Source organism: Enterobacter sp. Cy-643 (assembly GCF_011752815.1).
GTDB lineage: Bacteria > Pseudomonadota > Gammaproteobacteria > Enterobacterales > Enterobacteriaceae > Cedecea.
The window spans coordinates 649,465-670,597 of record NZ_VWWV01000002.1 but is presented as its reverse complement, the minus strand read 5'-3'; the positions used below and the strand labels follow the sequence as shown (position 1 = coordinate 670,597).

Below are 21,133 nucleotides of genomic sequence, written 5' to 3'. Positions count from 1 at the left end.
AGTTATTCGTCCAGTTTAGGTTGCGGCGAGTCGTCCGGAATTCTGACATGAACCTGAATAATACGACGGCTATCGGCCATGGCGACTTTGAACTGGTAACCATCTATTTCAATGGTTTCGCCACGGGCCGGCAGGTGCCCAAAGGCTTGCATTACCAGGCCACCGATGGTGTCGACTTCTTCATCGCTAAAGTGCGTGTCGAAGGTTTCGTTGAAGTCTTCAATAGAGGCGAGGGCGCGCACCGTCCACGTATGGCGGCTCAGCTGGCGGAAATCGCCGTCTTCCTCGTCGTCGTACTCGTCTTCGATTTCCCCGACAATCAGTTCGAGAATATCTTCGATAGTCACGAGACCTGAAACACCGCCAAATTCATCAATGACAATCGCCATATGATAGCGCTGCTGACGAAACTCTTTCAGCATGCGGTCAACCCGCTTGCTTTCAGGCACGACAACCACCTGACGTAACACTTTTTCCATGCTGAAAGGCTCAGAATCGCTGCGCATAAACGGCAGCAGATCTTTTGCCATCAAAATCCCTTCGATGTGATCTTTATCTTCGCTTATTACCGGGAAACGGGAGTGAGCGGAATCGATAATGACATCGAGGCACTCGTCCAGGGTCTGGTTGTGTTTGAGCGTGACCATCTGTGAACGCGGGATCATGATGTCGCGGACGCGCTGGTCGGCGATATCCATCACCCCTTCGAGCATGTCACGGGTATCCTGGTCTATCAGAGAGTTTTGCTCAGAATCACGAATAAGCGTCAGCAGATCGTCACGGTTTTTCGGTTCACCGTGAAACAGCTGGTTGAGGATGAGGGAGAAGAATCCCTTTTTGGCTTCCGGCGTGTCACTATTCTGTGAATTGTCGTCGCTCATGGCGTTAGGTTTAAGGCCTCATATAAATCAAATACTAACAGGCAGCCTGATGGTGCGCTGCCTGCGCTTAATTGCGGCAAAGGGAAAGCCCTGAGCCGACTACTCTTTCTCGGCAATGTACGGATCGGCATACCCAAGAGCAAGCATTATCTCTGTTTCCAGCGCTTCCATCTCTTCGGCTTCATCGTCTTCAATGTGGTCGTAACCGAGCAGATGCAGGCTCCCGTGTACAACCATATGTGCCCAGTGAGCCTCCAGCGGCTTCTCTTGTTCTTTGGCTTCCTGCTCAACCACCTGACGGCAGATGATCAGATCGCCCAGCAGCGGAAGTTCGATCCCCGGCGGGGCTTCAAACGGAAAAGAGAGCACGTTAGTGGGCTTATCTTTTCCGCGATAGGTCAGGTTCAGGTCGTGGCTCTCGGCTTCGTCTACCAGGCGAACGGTGACCTCGGACTCTGGCTGAAACTGAGGAATAACCGCATCCAGCCAGCGCTGAATTTGTGCTTCATCCGGCAGACCGCCTTCTGCTTCGCAGGCAACCTGTAAATCTAAAATAACCTGACTCATTTGCTCTCCTGAGCGGTAGCCTGCAGGGCAAGGGCTTCACGTTTACGCTCGGCGGCAAGCTCGTCTTTGCGTTTTTGATCGGCGGTTTCCCAGGCTTCATAGGCGTTAACGATGCGGGCCACAACCGGGTGGCGCACCACGTCTTCGCTGTTAAGGAAGTTGAAGCTGATTTCATCCACCTCGGCCAGGACGTCGATAGCATGACGTAGGCCTGATTTCAGGTTGCGTGGCAGGTCAATTTGCGTCACGTCGCCGGTGATGACCGCTTTGGAGTTAAAGCCAATACGGGTCAGGAACATTTTCATCTGTTCCGTGGTGGTGTTCTGGCTTTCATCGAGAATGACAAAGGCATCGTTCAGGGTACGGCCGCGCATGTAGGCGAGCGGTGCCACTTCGATAACGTTGCGCTCAATCAGCTTTTCGACTTTCTCGAAGCCCAGCATTTCAAACAGGGCGTCGTAAAGCGGACGCAGGTACGGGTCAACCTTCTGGCTTAAATCGCCAGGCAGGAAGCCCAGTTTTTCACCCGCTTCAACCGCCGGACGAGTCAGCAGAATCCGGCGGATCTCCTGGCGTTCCAGCGCATCAACCGCGGCGGCAACGGCAAGATAGGTTTTCCCTGTCCCTGCCGGCCCAATGCCGAAAGTGATGTCGTGGTCGAGAATATTCGCGATGTACTGCGCCTGATTAGGCGTACGCGGCTTAATAACGCCACGCTTGGTTTTAATATGGATAGCTTTACCGTAGTCCGGCACGCTGTCGGCCGTTTGCTCAAGCACCCGGCTCTCTTTAATCGCCAGATGAATTTGCTCCGGGTCGATATCCTGGCTTTGGCCGCGCATTGGCGCGGTGTCTACGTACAGATGGCGCAGAATATCCGCCGCGGCGTTAACGGAAAGCTCACGACCGGTGAGCCTGAAGTGATTGTCACGACGGTTGATTTCAATCCCCAGTCGGCGTTCCAGCTGTTTGATGTTGTCATCAAAAGGGCCGCACAGACTAAGCAGACGGGCGTTATCCGCCGGTTCCAGCGTTAATTCACGTGTTTCGATATTCAAACTTATCCTCTGGGTCACTCGGGGCCAGTTAGAGTAAACGGTCTCGCGTAGCCGAAAATACGGTTCGGCTACAGGGAAATTATTTATCCCGCAGCGTGATGGCGCAAGCGTCACAATTGATATTTGGGTTATGCCTTCAGAATGCAAGTGCAAACAATGAGACAGCCTGTCGGGACGTGGAATTAGCGTTCCGGCAGGCCGTGGAGAGAATTAAGGCTGGTAAGTCCCCACGCCAATTTCATTCTCTTTGCGGGTACGAGCAATAACGGAAGCCGGGGTTTCAGCAATACGCAGGCCCATCTCGCTTTCTGTGCGTACCAGCTTCGCGCGCAGGGAGTTTGTCAGGACTTCGGTGATTTCAACATCCACGAATTTCCCTACCATATCCGGCGTCCCTTCGAAGTTCACCACACGGTTATTTTCCGTGCGGCCGGACAGCTGCATAATGCTTTTACGCGAAGTCCCTTCCACCAGAATGCGCTGCACCGTGCCCAGCATTTTACGGCTCCATTCCATTACCTGCTGGTTAATACGGTCCTGCAGGATATAAAGGCGCTGTTTTTTCTCTTCTTCCGGCACGTCGTCAACCATGTCGGCCGCCGGAGTGCCCGGACGAGCAGAAAAGATGAAGCTAAAGCTGGTGTCAAAGTTGACGTCAGCAATCAGCTTCATGGTTTGTTCGAAGTCCTGGCTGGTTTCACCCGGGAAGCCAACGATAAAGTCTGAACTGATCTGAATATCCGGGCGCGCCGCGCGCAGCTTGCGAATAGTCGATTTATACTCCAGCGCGGTATGTGTACGGCCCATCATATTCAGCACACGGTCAGCGCCGCTTTGAATAGGCAGGTGCAGGAAACTCACCAGCTCCGGCGTATCGCGATACACTTCGATAATATCGTCTGTAAATTCGATAGGGTGGCTGGTGGTGAAGCGAATACGGTCGATACCGTCAATCGCCGCAACCAGGCGCAGGAGTTCGGCAAACGAGCAGATGCCGCCGTCATAGGCCGCTCCGCGGTATGCGTTAACGTTTTGCCCGAGCAGGTTGACTTCACGCACGCCCTGTTCTGCCAGTTGAGCGATTTCAAACAGAATATCGTCGCAAGGGCGACTCACTTCTTCGCCTCGGGTGTACGGTACTACGCAGTAGGTGCAATATTTGTTGCAGCCTTCCATGATGGAAACGTAGGCAGTCGGGCCTTCGGCTTTCGGCTCAGGCAGCCGGTCAAATTTTTCGATTTCCGGGAAGCTGACGTCCACCACCGGACTGCGTGTGCCGCGAACCTGGTTGATCATCTCCGGCAGGCGGTGCAGGGTTTGCGGCCCAAAGACGATATCTACATAGTGCGCCCGCTGGCGTATTTTCTTCCCTTCCTGAGAGGCAACGCAGCCGCCGACGCCAATGATCACGTCCGGACGTTTGGCTTTGATATGCTTCCAGCGCCCCAGCAGGTGAAACACCTTTTCCTGTGCTTTTTCGCGAATAGAACAAGTGTTCAGCAGCAGAACGTCCGCTTCATTCGCGTTATCGGTCAGCGTAAAGCCGTGGGTGCTGTCCAGCAGGTCGGCCATTTTCGATGAATCGTATTCGTTCATCTGGCAGCCCCAGGTTTTTATATGGAGTTTTTTTGTCATCGACTTGCCATTGCTCAAGGTGAAGTCAGGAATTAAGCCGGATAGTGTAATGCTTTGCTATGGATGTGACCAGCCTGGGAAAAGCCAGTAGAATCAGCAAAGATGAATGAAGGAAAGAGACTTATGGTAAATCAACCAATTGAAGTAGCCGTTGTTGGCGGCGGTATGGTCGGCGCTGCGGCAGCGCTGGGGCTGGCGCAGCACGGTTTTAGTGTGGCGGTGATTGAACACCAGGCACCTGAAGCTTTTGTTCCAGGTAGCCAGCCGGATGTCCGCATTTCTGCCATCAGCAGCGCATCGGTTGGCCTGCTCAAGTCTCTTGGCGTCTGGGACAGCGTTTTAGCCATGCGGGCGCATCCTTATCGTCGTCTGGAAACCTGGGAATGGGCGAGCGCACACGTTGGCTTTGATGCCGAAGAACTGGGCTTACCCGAGCTGGGTTTCATGGTAGAAAATAACGTGCTGCAGCGTGTGCTTTGGCAAGCGCTTGAGGCGCATCCGAATATCTCTTTGCGTTGTCCGGCGAGGCTGCAGCGAATCCATCGCCAGGCCGCTAATTGGGCGCTCGAGTTAGAAGACGGCGGCTCACTCAATGCGGCAATGGTGATTGGCGCGGATGGCGCCAATTCCCAGATCAGAAAATGGGCGGGGATCGGTGTGCATGCCTGGCAGTATCGTCAGGCCTGTATGCTGATTACCGTTAAATGCGAGTTTGAGCCGGGGGACAGCACCTGGCAGCATTTCACGCCGACAGGGCCGCACGCTTTCCTGCCGCTGTTCGATAACTGGGCCTCCCTGGTTTGGTATGACACGCCGGCGCGTATTCGGCAACTGCAGGGAATGAACATGCCGCAGCTGCAAAAAGCGATTACGGCCGCTTTCCCTCAGCGACTCGGGGCGGTTACGCCGGTTGCCAGTGGGGCATTTCCGCTGACTCGTCGACACGCTTTGCAGTACGTCCAGCCGGGGCTGGCGCTGATAGGGGACGCGGCGCATACGATTCACCCTTTGGCGGGGCAGGGCGTTAACCTGGGGTATCGCGACGTGGATGCTTTGCTTGATGTTCTGATCAATGCCCGTAGCCACGCCGAGGACTGGTCGAGCGAAGCTATCCTGAAACGTTATCAGCGGCGCCGTCAGGCGGATAATTTCCTGATGCAGAGCGGAATGGATCTGTTCTATGCGGGGTTTAGCAATAACCTGGGGCCGCTGCGCGTGGTGCGAAATATTGGGCTGATGGCGGCGGAAAGAGCCGGTGGCCTGAAGCGTAAAGCGCTGAAATACGCTCTGGGATTATAGTTAAGACGCGCAGGGCGGTTAACCGCTCTGCTCATACAGACTAAATTTCAGATAGCAAAAAGCCCGCTTGCGCGGGCTTTTCATTGTGTGGCTGGGGTGCAGGGATTCGAACCCCGGAATGCTGGTATCAGAAACCAGAGCCTTACCGCTTGGCGACACCCCAATTGCGTTAAACAGACTGCTTAACGACTTTAAAATTGGCTGGGGTACGAGGATTCGAACCTCGGAATGCTGGTATCAGAAACCAGAGCCTTACCGCTTGGCGATACCCCAACAATTTTTTTGGATTTACCGAAGTTAATCAATAATTCCTTTGTATGGTGGCTACGACGGGATTCGAACCTGTGACCCCATCATTATGAGTGATGTGCTCTAACCAGCTGAGCTACGTAGCCAGACCTTATCATATTTTCCGATGGCTGGGGTACCTGGATTCGAACCAGGGAATGCCGGTATCAAAAACCGGTGCCTTACCGCTTGGCGATACCCCAATAACCGTCGCGGTGAACCGCATGTATCGAAAAATAATGGCTGGGGTACCTGGATTCGAACCAGGGAATGCCGGTATCAAAAACCGGTGCCTTACCGCTTGGCGATACCCCATCCGTGCAACGCGAAAGATAAATGGTGCGGGAGGCGAGACTTGAACTCGCACACCTTGCGGCGCCAGAACCTAAATCTGGTGCGTCTACCAATTTCGCCACTCCCGCATAAAAAAGATGGTGGCTACGACGGGATTCGAACCTGTGACCCCATCATTATGAGTGATGTGCTCTAACCAGCTGAGCTACGTAGCCATCTTTTTACGCGCTACCTTATCGGCGTTGCGGGGCGCATTATGCTGAGTTGACTCTACAGCGTCAACTAGTTTTTTCCCGAAAATCCGCTCAGAATGCTCGTTTGAATGACTTGCGAACAGCTTGCTTGAAATATCGACAATAACGCACGTTTTTGTTTTTAATTCCGCTTAAAAACAGGGATAAAGCCGCGACAGGAATACAGAAACAACAACGGGCCCTAAGGCCCGTTCAGACGGCTGGCAACGCTCTGATGAGAGAGAAAATACCAGACCGCATATCTTTAAAAAAAGGAAAATCAATTCGTTGATTTTCGGCTGCTCACCACAAAGAGGGAAAAGCGTGGTTTTCCCTTCTTTGTCAGTAACTTCAACGAGTCATGAGGCCCGTTGTTTTAAGCTAAATCAGCGATTAATACGCGGCCTGGTGCACACCTACCGCGCGTCCTGATGGATCGTTCATGGTTTTGAACGACTCATCCCATTCGATCGCTTTTGCAGAAGAGCAGGCCACTGACGGGCCGCCCGGTACGCATTCAGCCGCGCTCTGCAGCGGGAACAGCTCTTCGAATATTTCGCGGTACAAATAGGCTTCTTTCGAGCCCGGCGTGTTGTATGGGAAGCGGTAGGCGGCGGTGGCCAACTGCTGGTCGCTAATCTGTTCAGCGGCCACTTCTTTCAGCGTATCAATCCAGCTGTAGCCTACGCCATCAGAGAACTGCTCTTTCTGGCGCCACGCCACGCTTGCCGGCAGGTAGGATTCGAAGCACTCGCGCAGGACATGCTTCTCCATTTTACCGTTGCCGCACATTTTATCCTGCGGGTTGATGCGCATCGCCACGTCGAGGAATTTTTTATCCAGGAACGGGACGCGGGCTTCAACGCCCCAGGCAGACATCGCCTTGTTGGCGCGGGCGCAGTCAAACATGTGCAGCGCCTGCAGTTTACGCACGGTTTCCTCATGCAGCTCTTTGGCGTTTGGCGCTTTGTGGAAGTACAGATAACCGCCGAAGACCTCATCAGAGCCTTCCCCGGACAACACCATTTTGATGCCCATCGCTTTGATTTTACGCGACATCAGGTACATCGGGGTTGAAGCGCGGATCGTTGTCACATCGTAAGTTTCAATGTGATAGATAACATCGCGGATCGCATCCAGGCCTTCCTGCACGGTGAAATGGATCTCGTGGTGAACTGTGCCCAGGTGGTTAGCGACTTCCTGCGCAGCTTTCAGGTCAGGAGAACCTTCCAGACCGACGGCGAAAGAGTGCAGCTGCGGCCACCAGGCTTCGCTGCGTTCTTCATCTTCCACGCGGCGCGCGGCAAATTTCTTGGTGATCGCGGAAATCACGGAAGAGTCCAGCCCGCCGGACAACAGAACGCCATAAGGTACGTCGGACATCAGGTGGCTTTTCACGGAATCTTCCAGCGCCTGACGCAGCGCATTTTTATCCGTGACGTTATCTTTTACTTCTTCGTAGCTGAACCAGTCGCGCTGATAGTAGCTGCGAATTTCGCCGTCTTTACTCCACAGGTAGCTGCCCGCCGGGAACTCTTTGATGGTGCGGCAAACCGGTACAAGGGCTTTCATTTCTGAAGCAACATACATGTTGCCGTGTTCATCGTGGCCCATATACAGCGGGATAATGCCGATGTGATCGCGGCCAATCAGGTAAGCGTCTTTCTCGCTGTCGTAAAGTGCGAAGGCGAACATCCCCTGCAGGTCATCAAGGAAGTCAGGGCCTTTTTCCTGATAGAGCGCCAGGATGACTTCACAGTCTGAACCGGTCTGGAAGGTATAGCGGTCGCCGTATTCGGCGCGCAGAGCCTGGTGGTTGTAGATTTCGCCGTTAACCGCCAGGGCATGAGTTTTTTCGGTGTTGTACAACGGCTGAGCGCCCGCGTTGACGTCAACGATGGACAGACGTTCGTGCACAAGAATCGCTTTATCGCTGGCGTAAACACCTGACCAGTCCGGGCCACGGTGGCGCATCAGGCGCGATAATTCCAGCGCTTTTTTGCGCAATTCAACTGCATCAGTTTTGATATCCAGAACGCCAAAGATAGAACACATATAACTTCTCCGTACACTTGCCTGAGCGATTTGAGTTGTGGTGCTGCGTTGCCGATTTTTGCTTTTACTGCGGCTTTGCTGCGTTGCTTAGTAATGAAAATGCTCAATCGCTGAAGGGAATGCAAGGCTTTTAGCTTTCAGCTAATAAATAGTGCAGTGAGGATTGCTGATTGATGAAAAATGATGATGTTTTTGGCGTTAAAATTAACGGATCGTCAATTTTTAACAATTTGTACTGAGGTTTGCTTCTGCTACGCGGCGATTTTTTATCGATATAAAAATGCCGGCTGCGTGCCGGCATTCTGAATTAGAAGATATCGATTTCAGCCACAGAGGGGTAAATCCAGCTCGGCCTGAAGGGCATATCGTCAACGTTGTTCAGGCTGGAGACGCCAGACAGCACAAGGATGGTTTCAAGGCCGGCCTGGAAGCCCGCGAGAATATCCGTCCGCAGGTTATCGCCCACGATGACGGTTTGCTCGGAATGTGCCTGCATTTTGTTAAGCGCCGCGCGGATAATCCACGGGCTTGGTTTGCCGACATAAAACGGCTCGCGCCCGGAGATTTTCTCAATGCCAGCGCAAAGCGCGCCGCAGGCCGGGCTAAATCCGTGACCGTGGCTGTCAGGGTTGGTGGCAATGAAACGTGCCCCGTTTGCCACGAAGTAAGCGGCTTTATGCATCATTTCCCAGTTAAAGGAGCGAGTTTCACCGACGATGACAAAGTCAGGATTGATGTCGGTAATAGTAAATCCAGCTTTGTAGAGCTCGTGAATCAGCGCCCCTTCACCGACGACGTAGGCTTTCTTGCCTTCCTGACGACGCAGGAAATCGGCCGTGGCCATGGCCGAGGTGTAAAACACGCTCTCCGGCACGTCGATGCCCGCGGAGGCAAAGCGGTTGGCAAGATCCTGGCTGGTCTGGGAAGGGTAGTTGGTCAGCAGCACCAGCGGCATTTCTTTTTCAAGAATACGTGCCAGAAATTCATTAGCGCCCGGCACGGCGACGTTGTCGTGCATCAGCACGCCATCGATATCACAAATTACGTTCTGGATGGTGGTCATTAACAACTCTGGCTCACGGAATGAAGTCGGTAACTATAGCGTAAAATGCTGCCTGGGCAGCATTAACTTTCCAGCAAATGCTGAAGTAAGACGCCGTTTAGCATTGAGCGCTTAACCAGCGCAAAGGCCCCGATGGCTGAGCGATCGTCCAGCCTGGAGCAGACAATAGGCAAGTTCTTACGGAAGGCGTTTAATACCTGAGTGTTGATGCAGCCTTCGATGGCCGGCAGCAGCACCTTTTCGGCTTCAATTATTTCGCCGGCAAGGACGACCTTTTGCGGGTTAAACAGGTTAATAGCGATGGAGATGGCTTTTCCCAGATGGCGACCAACGTGTTCCAGGACTTCACAGGCCAGCGCATCGCCTTTATTGGCCGCTTTGCAGATGGCCTGAATACTGCAATCTTCCAGCGTCAGGCGGCTGTTGTAGCCTTGTTCCAGCAAATGGCGGACGCGTTTTTCAATGGCGGCGTTTGCGGCAATGGTTTCCAGGCAGCCAAAGTTACCGCAGTGGCAGCGCTCGCCCAGCGGATCTACCTGAATGTGGCCAATCTCACCCACGTTCCCGTTGCGGCCGATAAAAATCCGCCCGTTTGACAGGATACCCGCCCCGGTGCCGCGGTGAACGCGCACCAAAATAGAGTCTTCGCAATCGTGAGTTGCACCGAAGTAGTGCTCGGCCAGCGCAAGGCTGCGAATGTCATGGCCGACAAAACAGGTCACGTTGAAACGTTTTTCCAGGCTGTCGACCAGCGCCCAGTTGTTGACGGCGATGTGCGGCATATAGCGGATCACGCCGCTTTCGGGGTCAACCAGCCCTGGCAGGATGACCGAAATAGCGATAAGTTCGCGGGTTTTACGCTGCCAGGTTTCGATAAAGTGGCTGATGGCGTTGAGCAGCGCATGCTCGAGCGTTTCCTGCGTGCGTTCCGGCAGCGGATAGTGCTCTTCGGCGATAGATTTCGCGCTCAGGTCGAACAGGGTGATAGTGGCATCGTGGCGCCCAAGGCGGACGCCAATGGCATGGAAGTTACGTGTTTCAGTCGTAATAGAGATAGCGCGGCGGCCGCCGGTGGAGGCCTGCTGATCGACTTCTTTGATCAGGCCGCGCTCAATAAGCTGGCGAGTAATTTTTGTGACGCTGGCGGGCGCAAGCTGGCTTTGTTCGGCAATCTGGATGCGCGAGATGGGACCGTGCTGATCGATCAGGCGGTAGACCGCCGCGCTATTCAGCTGTTTTACCAGGTCAACGTTACCAATTTGGGCTTGTCCGCCAGTCGTCATGCTATTTACTCAGTTACGACCTCGTTACCATTAACGATGGTCTTGATAATTTTATAGTCGCGGTTAAACACGGTGAGGTTGGCCACTTTACCGGCTTCAATTGCCCCCAGGTGCTTGTCCACGCCCATGGCGCGAGCAGGGTAGAGCGTTGCCATGCGCAGGACTTCATCCAGGGCGATGGCCGCGTGTTCCACCAAATTGCGAACGCCTTGAATCATGGTCAGTGCAGACCCGCTCAGCGTACCGTTCTCATCTACGCACAGACCGTCACGGTAGTATATTGTTTTGCCAGCAAAAATGAACTGATCGATGTTGGCACCTGCCGGGGCGGTTGCGTCGGTAACCAGGCACAGTTTATCGCCCTTCACACGTTTTGCGGTGCGGATGTTCGCATAATCCACATGTAAACCATCAGCAATGATGCCACAGTAAACGTCGGCTTCATCAAAAATTGCGCCCGCAAGGCCAGGTTCACGGCCGGTAATATATGGCATCGCGTTGAAAAGGTGGGTTGCGAAGGTGATCCCTGCGCGGAAGCCAATTTTGGCTTCTTTAATCGTTGCATTGGAATGACCGGCAGAAACGATGATGCCTGCTGCCACCAGTTTCTGAATGACTTCTGGCTCAACCATTTCAGGTGCGAGGGTGATTTTTGTGATCACATCTGCATTTTGGCACAGGAAATCAACCAGCTTTGCATCCGGTTGACGGACGAAGCCTGGATTATGCGTCCCTTTCTTCACGATGTTGAGCCACGGTCCTTCAAGGTGTAAGCCCAGCGCCTGATGGCTGTACTTCGCCAGATAGTCACGCATGACTTTCACGCCCTGCATCATCAGCTCGTCGCTGGTGGTGATAAGCGTTGGCAGGTAACTGGTGCAGCCTGAGCGTTCGTTCGCTTTCTGCATGATTTCCAGCGTTTCAACAGAAACGGCTTCTGCAGTATCGTTAAACTGTACGCCGCCGCAGCCGTTCAACTGTACATCAATAAAGCCGGGGGCAATGACGGCACCGCCCACATCGCGCGTTTCGATACCTGCTGGCAGTGCACCAACAGGGCAAACGCGCTCAATCAGGCCATCGGCAATGACTACCGCGTGGTCATCCAGAATTTCGTGGCCGGTATAAATCCGACCGTGGATTAATGCATACATATCCTACCCCCGGTAATAACGTCGTGCTTTAAGACTGTAAGATCGCTAATAAAGAGGAAAAGTCTAAACACCTTCCTCTTTATGACTGACTGTAGGAAATCAATGCATTGATTTTCCTGGACTACTGACGCCCTCAGCGGTTGCCGTTTGAGGCGCATCAGTAGCCGAGCGGGCCTTAAAGGCCTTTGATGTTTTCTGCTTCCAGCTCGTTGAAATATTTCAACGTTTTCACCTTCAGCTCCATGGTGGACGGCTCGTCACACACGATCACAGCCTTCGGATGCAGCTGCAGACAGGTGATAGTCCACATATGGTTAACGTTGCCTTCCACGGCCGCCTGCAGCGCCAGCGCTTTGACGCCGCCCAGCACCAGGATCATCACTTCTTCTGCATCCAGCAGGGTGCCCACGCCAACGGTCAGGGCGTATTTAGGTACCTGAGTCACGTCGCCGCCGAAGAAGCGAGAGTTTGCCACGCGGGTGTCATGGGTCAGGGTTTTAATACGGGTGCGGGAAGCCAGAGAAGACGCTGGTTCGTTGAACGCAATGTGGCCGTCGTTACCCACGCCGCCCATGAACAGGTGAATTTTGCCGTAGGAGCGAATTTTCTCTTCGTAACGGCGGCATTCTGCGTCAACATCTTCCGCATTGCCGTTCAGCAGGTTGATGTTTTCCGCTGGGATATCAACGTGATCAAAGAAGTTGCGGTGCATGAAAGTATAATAACTTTCCGGATGCTCTTTCGGCAGGCCGACGTATTCATCCATGTTGAACGTGACGACGTTCTTAAAGCTAACCTGGCCTGCTTTATGCATCTCAACCAGGGCTTTGTAAGCTTCCAGCGGCGTGCCGCCGGTTGGCAGACCCAGAACAAAAGGGCGGTCCGCGGTCGGTTTGAATGCATTAATGCGATTTACAATATGGCGAGCTGCCCATTTGCCGACTTGTGCCGGGGTAGCCAGGGGAATCAGTCTCATCATTCACCTCGTAGTTTAAGAGTAAAAATAGGGTTAGCTGAATCGATCTCGATAAGCATAAGGGTAAACCACTTTTATACTGAACCAACAGGGATCAATCCGCCTTGATTTTTTGAATCATAAAATAAGTTTTCGGAGATAGCCAGTGAAGGGGGAGGGTTGAAGCGATATTTGGTGATAAATATCACAAAAAAGGTGCGTTTAATTTGCGGTACGAATTAATTTTTTTCACACTTCACCGTGTGATGTGAATCGTCGCCGTGTATTCAATGTAAGTAAGACAATAAAAACACTGCTTGAGCGAGCCTTAACGGGGTCTCATAGGGGGAATAAAGTGAGTATTCTAGGTTATCTACAGCGCGTGGGCCGGGCACTTATGGTGCCGGTGGCTACACTGCCAGCAGCAGCAATATTAATGGGGGTTGGTTACTGGATTGACCCAGTCAGCTGGGGTGGAGACAACGCGTTAGCGGCGCTCTTCATTAAATCCGGTTCCGCCATTATCGATAACATGTCCGTGTTGTTCGCCATCGGCGTCGCTTACGGCATGTCCAAAGACAAAGACGGTGCCGCTGCACTGACCGGCTTTGTTGGCTTCCTGGTTCTGACCACCCTCTGCTCGCCAGCAGCGGTTGCCATGATCCAGAAAATTCCGGCGGATCAAGTTCCGGCGGCGTTCGGTAAAATCAGCAACCAGTTTGTTGGTATCCTGGTGGGTATCATTTCTGCAGAACTCTATAACCGCTTTAGCGGCGTTGAGCTGCCGAAAGCGCTCTCCTTCTTCAGCGGTCGTCGTCTGGTGCCAATCCTGACCTCCTTCGTGATGATTGCCGTTGCTTTCATCATGATGTACGTCTGGCCAATGATCTTCGACGGTCTGGTGAACTTCGGGGAGCACATTCAGAAGCTGGGTTCTGCGGGCGCAGGTATCTACGCTTTCTTCAACCGTCTGTTGATCCCGGTTGGCCTGCACCACGCGCTGAACTCCGTGTTCTGGTTTGACGTTGCGGGGATTAACGACATTCCTAACTTCCTGGGTGGCGCTCAGTCCATCGAAGCAGGCAAAGCGGTTGTCGGTATCACCGGTCGCTACCAGGCGGGCTTCTTCCCGATCATGATGTTCGGTCTGCCGGGTGCAGCGCTGGCCATCTACCACTGCGCACGTCCTGAAAACAAAGCAAAAGTTGCCGGTATCATGATGGCCGCTGCTTTCGCTGCGTTCTTCACCGGTATCACCGAGCCGCTGGAATTCTCCTTCATGTTCGTTGCTCCGGTACTGTACGTGATTCACGCAGTGCTGACCGGTATCTCCGTATTTATCGCAGCAAGCATGCACTGGATTGCGGGCTTCGGCTTCTCTGCGGGTCTGGTGGATATGGTGCTTTCTTCCCGTAACCCGCTGGCAACCCACTGGTGGATGCTGATCCCTCAGGGTCTGGTGTTCTTCGTTATCTACTACGTGGTGTTCCGTTTCACCATCACCAAGTTCAATCTGCTGACGCCGGGCCGTGAACTGGCGGTAGCCGGTGACGAAGCCGATGGTCAGGATGTGAACGTTAGCGGTGACGCGAATCAGGACGTTTCCGGCCTGGCTCGTCAGTACATCTCTGCGGTTGGCGGCTCTGCAAACCTGACCGGCATTGATGCCTGTATCACTCGTCTGCGTCTGAGCGTGAAAGACTCTTCCGTCGTAAACGAAGCGCTGGCTAAGCGTCTGGGTGCAACGGGCGTGATTCGCCTGAACAAAACCAGCGTACAAATCATCGTTGGCTTTGCTGCAGAAAAAATTGCTAACGCAATGAAAACTGCCGGCACTGTAGAAGCGGCCGCACCAGTTGCGGGTGCAGCCCCGACGCCTGCTGCTAAACCTCAGGCTGTACCAAATGCGACCAGCACAGTCGTTGCTGCTCTGGTTTCTCCGGTAACCGGCGACGTAGTTGAGCTTGACCAGGTGCCTGACGAAGCTTTCGCCAGCAAGGCCGTAGGCGATGGCGTGGCCGTTAAGCCGACGGATAAAACCGTGGTTTCTCCAGCCGCCGGGACTATCGTGAAAATCTTCAACACCAACCACGCGTTCTGCCTTGAAACAGAAAAAGGCGCTGAAATTGTGGTTCACATGGGCATCGATACCGTTGCTCTGGGTGGCAAAGGCTTCACGCGTCTGGTGGAAGAGGGAGCCGAAGTGGTTGCCGGCCAGCCGATTCTGGAAATGGATCTTGATTTCCTGAACGCTAACGCTCGCTCCATGATTAGCCCGGTAGTTTGCAGCAACATTGATGACTTCAGCGGTCTGGTTATCCAGGCGAAAGGTCAGGTGGTTGCGGGTCAAACGCCACTGTATGAGATTAAAGGCAAATAATCGCTCCTGAGTAAGCATTTGTGCCTTAAGCGGCTGACGTAAATCGTCAGCCGCTTTTTTATTGCCTGCCGTCAGGCAAATATGGATAACCCTAATTTATGCAACTAAAGGTTGTTTCCCGAGGCCGCTTATTAGATCATACGCCGTTAACTAAGGTACACGCTTTGAGGAACCCGCGATGAGTGAGGCTGAAGCCCGCCCAACTAACTTTATTCGTCAGATCATTGATGAAGACCTGGCGAACGGGAAGCACACCAGTATTTGCACCCGTTTTCCGCCTGAGCCAAATGGCTATCTGCATATTGGTCACGCCAAGTCTATTTGCCTGAACTTTGGCATTGCCCAGGATTACCAGGGGCAATGCAACCTGCGCTTCGATGATACGAACCCGGTAAAAGAAGATATCGAATACGTAGAGTCCATCAAGCACGACGTTGAATGGCTGGGCTTCCACTGGTCCGGTAACGTGCGTTATTCGTCTGACTATTTTGACCAGCTGTTTAATTATGCCGTTGAGCTGATCAATAAAGGGCTGGCTTATGTTGATGAGCTGAGCCCGGAACAAATTCGTGAATATCGTGGCTCTCTGACGGCGCCTGGTAAAAACAGCCCGTTCCGCGATCGTAGCGTTGAGGAAAACCTCGCGCTGTTCGAGAAAATGCGCAACGGTGAGTTCGCCGAAGGTACCGCCTGCCTGCGTGCCAAAATCGACATGGCTTCGCCGTTCATCGTTATGCGCGACCCGGTGCTGTATCGCATTAAATTTGCCGATCACCACCAGACCGGTAACAAGTGGTGCATCTACCCGATGTACGACTTTACCCACTGTATTTCCGATGCGCTGGAAGGCATTACGCACTCGCTGTGTACCCTGGAGTTCCAGGATAACCGCCGCCTGTATGATTGGGTGCTGGATAACATCACCATCCCTGCCCACCCGCGCCAGTACGAGTTTTCTCGCCTGAATCTCGAGTACGCCATCATGTCCAAGCGTAAGCTGAACCTGCTGGTGACCGAGAAGATTGTGGAAGGCTGGGACGACCCGCGTATGCCGACTATCTCCGGCCTGCGTCGCCGCGGCTATACCGCAGCATCCATTCGCGAGTTCTGTAAACGCATTGGCGTAACCAAGCAGGACAACACCGTTGAAATGGCTTCTCTGGAATCCTGCATCCGTGACGATCTTAACGAGAATGCGCCGCGTGCAATGGCTGTACTGGATCCGGTAAAAGTTATTATCACTAACTACCCTGAAGGTGAAGAAGAGACGGTCACCATGCCGAATCATCCTAACAAACCTGAAATGGGTAGCCGTGAAGTTCCGTTCAGCCGTGAGGTCTATATCGATCGCGCTGACTTCCGTGAAGAAGCCAACAAGCAGTATAAGCGCCTGGTGTTGGGTAAAGAAGTTCGCCTGCGTAATGCCTATGTGATTAAAGCTGAACGTGTAGAAAAAGACGCAGAAGGTAACATCACCGAACTGTACTGCACCTACGATCCGGAAACCCTGAGCAAGGATCCGGCGGACGGCCGCAAGGTTAAAGGCGTTATTCACTGGGTGAGCGCAGCACACGCGCTGCCGGTTGAAATCCGTCTGTACGACCGTTTGTTTAGCGTCGCGAATCCAGGGGCTGCGGAAGACTTCCTGTCTACCATTAACGCGGATTCCCTCGTCATTCGCCAGGGCTTCGTTGAGCCTAGCCTGCAGAATGCGGAAAAAAGTAAGGCATACCAGTTCGAGCGTGAAGGTTACTTCTGCCTGGACAGTCGCTATGCGACCGCGGAAAAACTGGTGTTTAACCGCACCGTTGGCCTGCGTGATACCTGGGCAAAAATCGGCGAATAATTGCCGTTTATTGCCTGATGAAAACGCCGCTAAATGCGGCGTTTTTTCTTCCAATGTACTTGTTATTAACTTCTCATACACATTCGCGATGCGAATTAATTCTCATTCACATTTTTGTGAAAGCACCCTCACACAAAGTCATGCCTTCCCCGTAATCTCCTGATGCTTATAATGAAAGCGCTCTCAAAGAGATTTTATTCTTAAAATCAATCATTATTAGGGTTAATAATCTGCTGCGCAATTTTGTTACAAATGCACATAGATTATGTGCTCTCTGTCATACTCCAGGAAATCTCTGATACAAAGTCATTGATAATTCGCGTCGCGAAAAATAGTCTATCAGCAGCAGTAATGCGGGTGTATTAGGCAAAAACCGCTTTTAGCCGTCAGGCAATTTTACTTTTTTTCGTCAATGGCGCTTTTCACGTCAGACGATGATTTTTACGTCAAAGAGGAATTTAACTATGCGTACGTTTAGTGGCAAACGTAGTGCGCTTGCTCTTGCTATTGCAAGCGTTACCGCTCTTTCAGGTTTTGTAGTGGCTCCGCAGGTTAGCGCCGCGGGCTTTGTTGATGACTCTACGCTGACCGGCGGCATCTATTACTGGCAGCGTGAACGTGACCGTAAAGACGTGTCCGACGGTAAGTACAAAACTAACCTGTCACACTCAACCTGGAACGCTAACCTCGACTTCCAGTCTGGCTATGCGGCTGACATGTTTGGTTTCGATATCGCCGCCTTCACCGCCATTGAAATGGCCGAAGACAGCGCCAGCGGCCATCCGAACGAAATCGCCTTCTCCTCTAAAAATAAAACCTACGACGAAGACTATTCCGGCGATAAAGGCGGTATCAGCCTTTATAAAGCCGCCGCTAAATTCAAATACGGCCCGGTATGGGCTCGCGCAGGCTACATTCAGCCAACCGGCCAAACCCTGTTAGCGCCACACTGGAGCTTTATGCCTGGTACCTATCAGGGGGCTGAAGCGGGTGCCGCATTCGACTACGGCGATGCTGGCGCACTGAGCTTCTCCTACATGTGGACCAACGAGTACAAGGCGCCATGGCACCTGGAAACCGACAAGTTCTACCAGAACGACAAAAAGACCAAAGTTGATTACCTGCACTCCATCGGCGCGAAGTATGACTTCAAAAACGACCTGATTCTGGAAGCTGCATTTGGTCAGGCTCAGGGCTTTGTTGATCAGTACTTTGCTAAAGCCAGCTACAAATTCGACGTTGCAGGCAGCCCGCTGAGCACCAGCTACCAGTTCTACGGCACTCGTGACAAAGCGGCTAACAACACCATCAACGATATCTACGACGGCACCGCGTGGCTCCAGGCGTTGACCTTTGGCTATAAAATTGGCCAGGTTGACCTGCGTCTGGAAGGGACCATGGTGAAGGCAGAAGGCCAGCAGGGCTACTTCCTGCAGCGTATGACGCCTACCTACGCTTCTTCCAACGGTCGTCTGGATGTGTGGTGGGATAACCGCTCTGACTTCAACGCCAACGGTGAAAAAGCCGTGTTCTTCGGCGCCATGTATGATCTGAGCAACTGGAATCTGCCGGGTTGGGCAGTGGGTGCTTCTTACGTTTATGCCTGGGATGCAAAACCATCTACATGGGCGCTTGATGCTTCCGGTAACCGCCAGGATCTCGCTTCCAACAAGATCAAAGAGTCTTCTTACAGCCTCGACGCAATGTATACCGTGCAGGAAGGCCGCGCGAAAGGCACGCTGTTCAAACTGCACTTCACTCAGTACGACAACCACTCCGACATCCCAAGCTGGGGCGGTGGTTACGGCAACATCTTCCAGGATGAGCGTGACGTGAAATTCATCGTAATTGCTCCGTTCACCATCTTCTGATGCGAAACCGGGCGCGTAAGCGCCCGTTTTTTATAAGGAACCGAACATGAAAAAGATTCTGCTGGTTACCGCCGCTGTTTTCACGCTGTCTGCCTGTGTTCAACCTCCGGCCCCACCTGAAGATTCACGCCTGAAGCAGGCCTATAGCGCCTGTATCAACACGGCGGAAGGTAACCCGGATAAAATTGAAGCCTGCCAGAGCGTTCTGAACGTTCTGCGTCAGGAAAAACAGCACAAAGCGTTCGTTGAGAAAGAGACGGTGAACGTGCTGGATTACCAGAAATGCATTCAGGCAAGAAAGACCGGCAATGATGAAGCCGTGAAAGTGCGTTGCGATAAAATTTGGCAGGAAATTCGCGCCAATAACAGCTGAAAGCGTTTTTCAGTCAATAAAAAAACCGGCAAGGGAAACCTGCCGGTTTTTGCTTTTAAACGCCACCGAAGCAGCGCCTGTTAATGCGGATTACTTATTTAGGATCGTGGGCCGTGTCGTCTTCGCGGCAGTCGCCTTCGGCACAGTGTCCGTACAGATAAAGACTGTGGTTAGTCAGGCGGATACCGTGGCGCGCGGCAATTTCACGCTGGCGAGATTCGATAGAATCGTCGCTAAACTCGATAACTTTCCCGCAATCCAGGCAGATCAGGTGATCGTGGTGATGCTGCTGGGTCAGTTCGAAAACGGACTTGCCGCCTTCAAAATTGTGGCGGGTCACTATCCCGGCATCATCAAACTGGTTCAGTACGCGGTAGACCGTCGCCAGGCCAATTTCTTCACCCATGTCGATCAGACGTTTATATAAGTCTTCCGCGCTGACGTGATGATTTACCGGCTCTTGCAGCACTTCAAGGATTTTTAATCGCGGAAGCGTGACTTTCAAGCCGGCCTTCTTTAATGCGGTATTGTTGTCAGTCATGCGGAAAGTGTCCTGTTGCTTAACGATTCGCTCAAACTGCAGTGAGCGTTAAGAGTAATGCGTCTCATTATAGAACTGCTAATTCTAAATGGGAACCGCAAGTATGGTGCAAAATAAGGCTGAAAAATCGTGGCGGCGTCGCCATTTACAGTAATTATCAGCCAAGCTATCAGGAAGACATTGTACAGGGATGTACGAGAAAGTTACAAACTTGTAGCAATTATTTTCATTGCTACAAGCTATCAAAATGGCGCAAATAAAGCATTTGCGCCAGAGAAATCAGGCGTTAATGATGTCTGCCAGATTCAGCTCTTCAGAAACCTGTTTAACCCATTTCTCAACGCGCTCGGCGGTCAGTTCCGGCTGGCGGTCTTCGTCGATGGCCAGACCGACAAAGTTGTCGTCGTCTGCCAGACCTTTGGAGGCTTCAAAGTGATAGCCCGCGGTTGGCCAGTGGCCCACAATCGCGGCTCCGCGCGGTTCGATGATGTCGCGAATGGTGCCTAGCGCATCACAGAAGTATTCCGCGTAGTCTTCCTGGTCGCCGCAGCCGAACAGCGCCACCAGTTTGCCGTTGAAATCGACTTCTTCGAGGGTAGGGAAGAAATCATCCCAGTCGCACTGCGCTTCACCGTAGTACCAGGTCGGGATGCCGAGCAACAGAATGTCGAAACCTTCGAGATCTTCTTTGCTGCTTTTAGCAATGTCATGCACCTCAGCAACGTCTTTACCGAGCTGTTTTTGAATCATTTTCGCGATATTTTCGGTGTTACCGGTGTCGCTGCCGAAAAAAATGCCTACGATTGCCATGAGTAAAATAACCTCTTGAAACTTAATAGTATGCTGGCCGTTCAATGCCCACGTATAGGGCAATCATAGCAGAACAGCCCCGGCAGCGGAAACAGCTATCACGCCCGGGTGCACAGTCTGCAACATGGTTTGGCTCACCCTTTTGAGATTTCAGATAACCCGCAGAGCGGTTGGAAGCGTTAGCCGAGCTTTTTAAGCTGCTCGAGCAACATCTCTTCGATCAGCTCGCTGCGGCTGATGTTACGAGCCTCAGCCAGCTGGTTGAGGGCATCGACCGCCTCGTTGTTCAGTTTTAGCTCAACTCGCTTCAAACCACGCACTTTATCGCGCTTCAGCTGATTGCGCTTATTGATACGCAACTGCTCATCGCGCGAGAGCGGATTGGTTTTCGGCCGCCCGGGGCGACGCTCGTCCGCGAACAGATCTAATGTAGTACGGTCCGTTTGTTCTTTTGCCATGATTAGAATACTGACAGGAAATTCTGGCTGCAGGGGCAGGGTGCCGGTGCAATTAAGCGCGCCATCATACATCAGCGCGCCATTCCCGC

The 21,133-nt window shown here is 52.7% G+C and carries 17 protein-coding genes and 7 tRNA genes; 5 read left to right on the top strand and 19 right to left on the bottom strand.

Annotation, left to right across the window (positions count from 1 at the left end; translation table 11 throughout):
- Nucleotides 1-2: 2 nt before the first annotated feature.
- From corC to miaB, 4 genes are all read right to left on the bottom strand, one after another.
- Entirely contained in the window at nt 3-881 is an 879-nt protein-coding gene (gene corC / locus F3J29_RS11490; protein ID WP_008456079.1) for a CNNM family magnesium/cobalt transport protein CorC, read from the bottom strand.
- A gap of 99 nt (nt 882-980) precedes the next feature.
- Nucleotides 981-1,448 (bottom strand): rRNA maturation RNase YbeY, encoded by a 468-nt coding sequence (ybeY, locus tag F3J29_RS11485; RefSeq protein WP_166866185.1) that lies wholly within the window; start codon nt 1,446-1,448, stop codon nt 981-983.
- A complete protein-coding gene (locus tag F3J29_RS11480; RefSeq protein ID WP_166866184.1) occupies nt 1,445-2,506 on the bottom strand; it encodes a PhoH family protein in 1,062 nt (353 codons plus the stop codon). Before F3J29_RS11480 ends, ybeY begins: the two co-directional genes overlap by 4 nt.
- 210 nt (nt 2,507-2,716) lie before the next feature.
- The gene (gene miaB / locus F3J29_RS11475) at nt 2,717-4,141 is read right to left on the bottom strand and encodes a tRNA (N6-isopentenyl adenosine(37)-C2)-methylthiotransferase MiaB (RefSeq protein WP_039291175.1); all 1,425 of its coding nucleotides are present in this window, start codon (nt 4,139-4,141) and stop codon (nt 2,717-2,719) included.
- A 123-nt stretch (nt 4,142-4,264) separates the two neighbouring features.
- On the opposite strand from miaB, the gene ubiF reads away from it, so the two are divergent.
- The gene (gene ubiF / locus F3J29_RS11470; protein ID WP_166866182.1) at nt 4,265-5,440 is read left to right on the top strand and encodes a 3-demethoxyubiquinol 3-hydroxylase; all 1,176 of its coding nucleotides are present in this window, start codon (nt 4,265-4,267) and stop codon (nt 5,438-5,440) included.
- An 88-nt stretch (nt 5,441-5,528) separates the two neighbouring features.
- Here ubiF and F3J29_RS11465 read toward each other — a convergent pair.
- The 12 genes from F3J29_RS11465 to nagB form a co-directional block, all read right to left on the bottom strand.
- Nucleotides 5,529-5,603, bottom strand: a tRNA-Gln gene (locus tag F3J29_RS11465).
- A gap of 35 nt (nt 5,604-5,638) precedes the next feature.
- Nucleotides 5,639-5,713 (bottom strand) — tRNA-Gln (locus F3J29_RS11460).
- 45 nt (nt 5,714-5,758) lie between these two features.
- Nucleotides 5,759-5,835, bottom strand: a tRNA-Met gene (locus F3J29_RS11455).
- 21 nt (nt 5,836-5,856) lie between these two features.
- Nucleotides 5,857-5,931, bottom strand: a tRNA-Gln gene (locus F3J29_RS11450).
- Nucleotides 5,932-5,968: 37 nt separating this feature from the next.
- A tRNA-Gln gene (locus F3J29_RS11445) sits at nt 5,969-6,043 on the bottom strand.
- A 22-nt stretch (nt 6,044-6,065) separates the two neighbouring features.
- A tRNA-Leu gene (locus F3J29_RS11440) sits at nt 6,066-6,150 on the bottom strand.
- Between the two features lie 10 nt (nt 6,151-6,160).
- Nucleotides 6,161-6,237: transfer RNA gene (locus tag F3J29_RS11435), tRNA-Met, on the bottom strand.
- A 411-nt stretch (nt 6,238-6,648) separates the two neighbouring features.
- Entirely contained in the window at nt 6,649-8,310 is a 1,662-nt protein-coding gene (gene asnB, locus F3J29_RS11430) for an asparagine synthase B (protein ID WP_166866181.1), read from the bottom strand.
- Between the two features lie 307 nt (nt 8,311-8,617).
- Complete coding sequence (locus tag F3J29_RS11425) at nt 8,618-9,373, bottom strand: HAD-IIA family hydrolase (RefSeq protein WP_008456091.1); 756 nt, start codon at nt 9,371-9,373, stop codon at nt 8,618-8,620.
- Nucleotides 9,374-9,435: 62 nt separating this feature from the next.
- Nucleotides 9,436-10,656 carry a DNA-binding transcriptional regulator NagC gene (gene nagC, locus F3J29_RS11420; RefSeq protein WP_166866179.1) on the bottom strand — a complete coding sequence of 407 codons (1,221 nt, stop codon included), beginning with the start codon at nt 10,654-10,656 and terminating at the stop codon, nt 9,436-9,438.
- A 5-nt stretch (nt 10,657-10,661) separates the two neighbouring features.
- Complete coding sequence (gene nagA / locus F3J29_RS11415) at nt 10,662-11,810, bottom strand: N-acetylglucosamine-6-phosphate deacetylase (RefSeq protein WP_166866178.1); 1,149 nt, start codon at nt 11,808-11,810, stop codon at nt 10,662-10,664.
- A 175-nt stretch (nt 11,811-11,985) separates the two neighbouring features.
- On the bottom strand, nt 11,986-12,786 hold the full coding sequence (nagB, locus tag F3J29_RS11410; RefSeq protein ID WP_008456097.1) for a glucosamine-6-phosphate deaminase: 801 nt from the start codon (nt 12,784-12,786) through the stop codon (nt 11,986-11,988).
- 334 nt (nt 12,787-13,120) lie between these two features.
- Here nagB and nagE point away from each other — a divergent pair, with 334 nt between their 5' ends.
- From nagE to F3J29_RS11390, 4 genes are all read left to right on the top strand, one after another.
- On the top strand, nt 13,121-15,145 hold the full coding sequence (gene nagE / locus F3J29_RS11405; protein WP_166866176.1) for an N-acetylglucosamine-specific PTS transporter subunit IIBC: 2,025 nt from the start codon (nt 13,121-13,123) through the stop codon (nt 15,143-15,145).
- Nucleotides 15,146-15,323: 178 nt separating this feature from the next.
- Nucleotides 15,324-16,991 (top strand): glutamine--tRNA ligase, encoded by a 1,668-nt coding sequence (glnS, locus tag F3J29_RS11400; RefSeq protein ID WP_166866174.1) that lies wholly within the window; start codon nt 15,324-15,326, stop codon nt 16,989-16,991.
- Nucleotides 16,992-17,455: 464 nt separating this feature from the next.
- The gene (chiP, locus tag F3J29_RS11395; protein ID WP_045781707.1) at nt 17,456-18,862 is read left to right on the top strand and encodes a chitoporin ChiP; all 1,407 of its coding nucleotides are present in this window, start codon (nt 17,456-17,458) and stop codon (nt 18,860-18,862) included.
- A 46-nt stretch (nt 18,863-18,908) separates the two neighbouring features.
- On the top strand, nt 18,909-19,235 hold the full coding sequence (locus tag F3J29_RS11390; protein WP_039301129.1) for a ChiQ/YbfN family lipoprotein: 327 nt from the start codon (nt 18,909-18,911) through the stop codon (nt 19,233-19,235).
- Nucleotides 19,236-19,329: 94 nt separating this feature from the next.
- Here F3J29_RS11390 and fur read toward each other — a convergent pair whose 3' ends face one another.
- From fur to ybfE, 3 genes are all read right to left on the bottom strand, one after another.
- Nucleotides 19,330-19,776 carry a ferric iron uptake transcriptional regulator gene (gene fur, locus F3J29_RS11385; protein ID WP_039291196.1) on the bottom strand — a complete coding sequence of 149 codons (447 nt, stop codon included), beginning with the start codon at nt 19,774-19,776 and terminating at the stop codon, nt 19,330-19,332.
- A 279-nt stretch (nt 19,777-20,055) separates the two neighbouring features.
- Nucleotides 20,056-20,586: a flavodoxin FldA gene (gene fldA, locus F3J29_RS11380; RefSeq protein ID WP_039291198.1), complete on the bottom strand. Its 531-nt coding sequence runs from the start codon at nt 20,584-20,586 to the stop codon at nt 20,056-20,058.
- A 179-nt stretch (nt 20,587-20,765) separates the two neighbouring features.
- Nucleotides 20,766-21,044, bottom strand: a complete 279-nt coding sequence (gene ybfE / locus F3J29_RS11375) for a LexA regulated protein (protein ID WP_166866172.1) — start codon at nt 21,042-21,044, stop codon at nt 20,766-20,768.
- Nucleotides 21,045-21,133 lie beyond the last annotated feature (89 nt).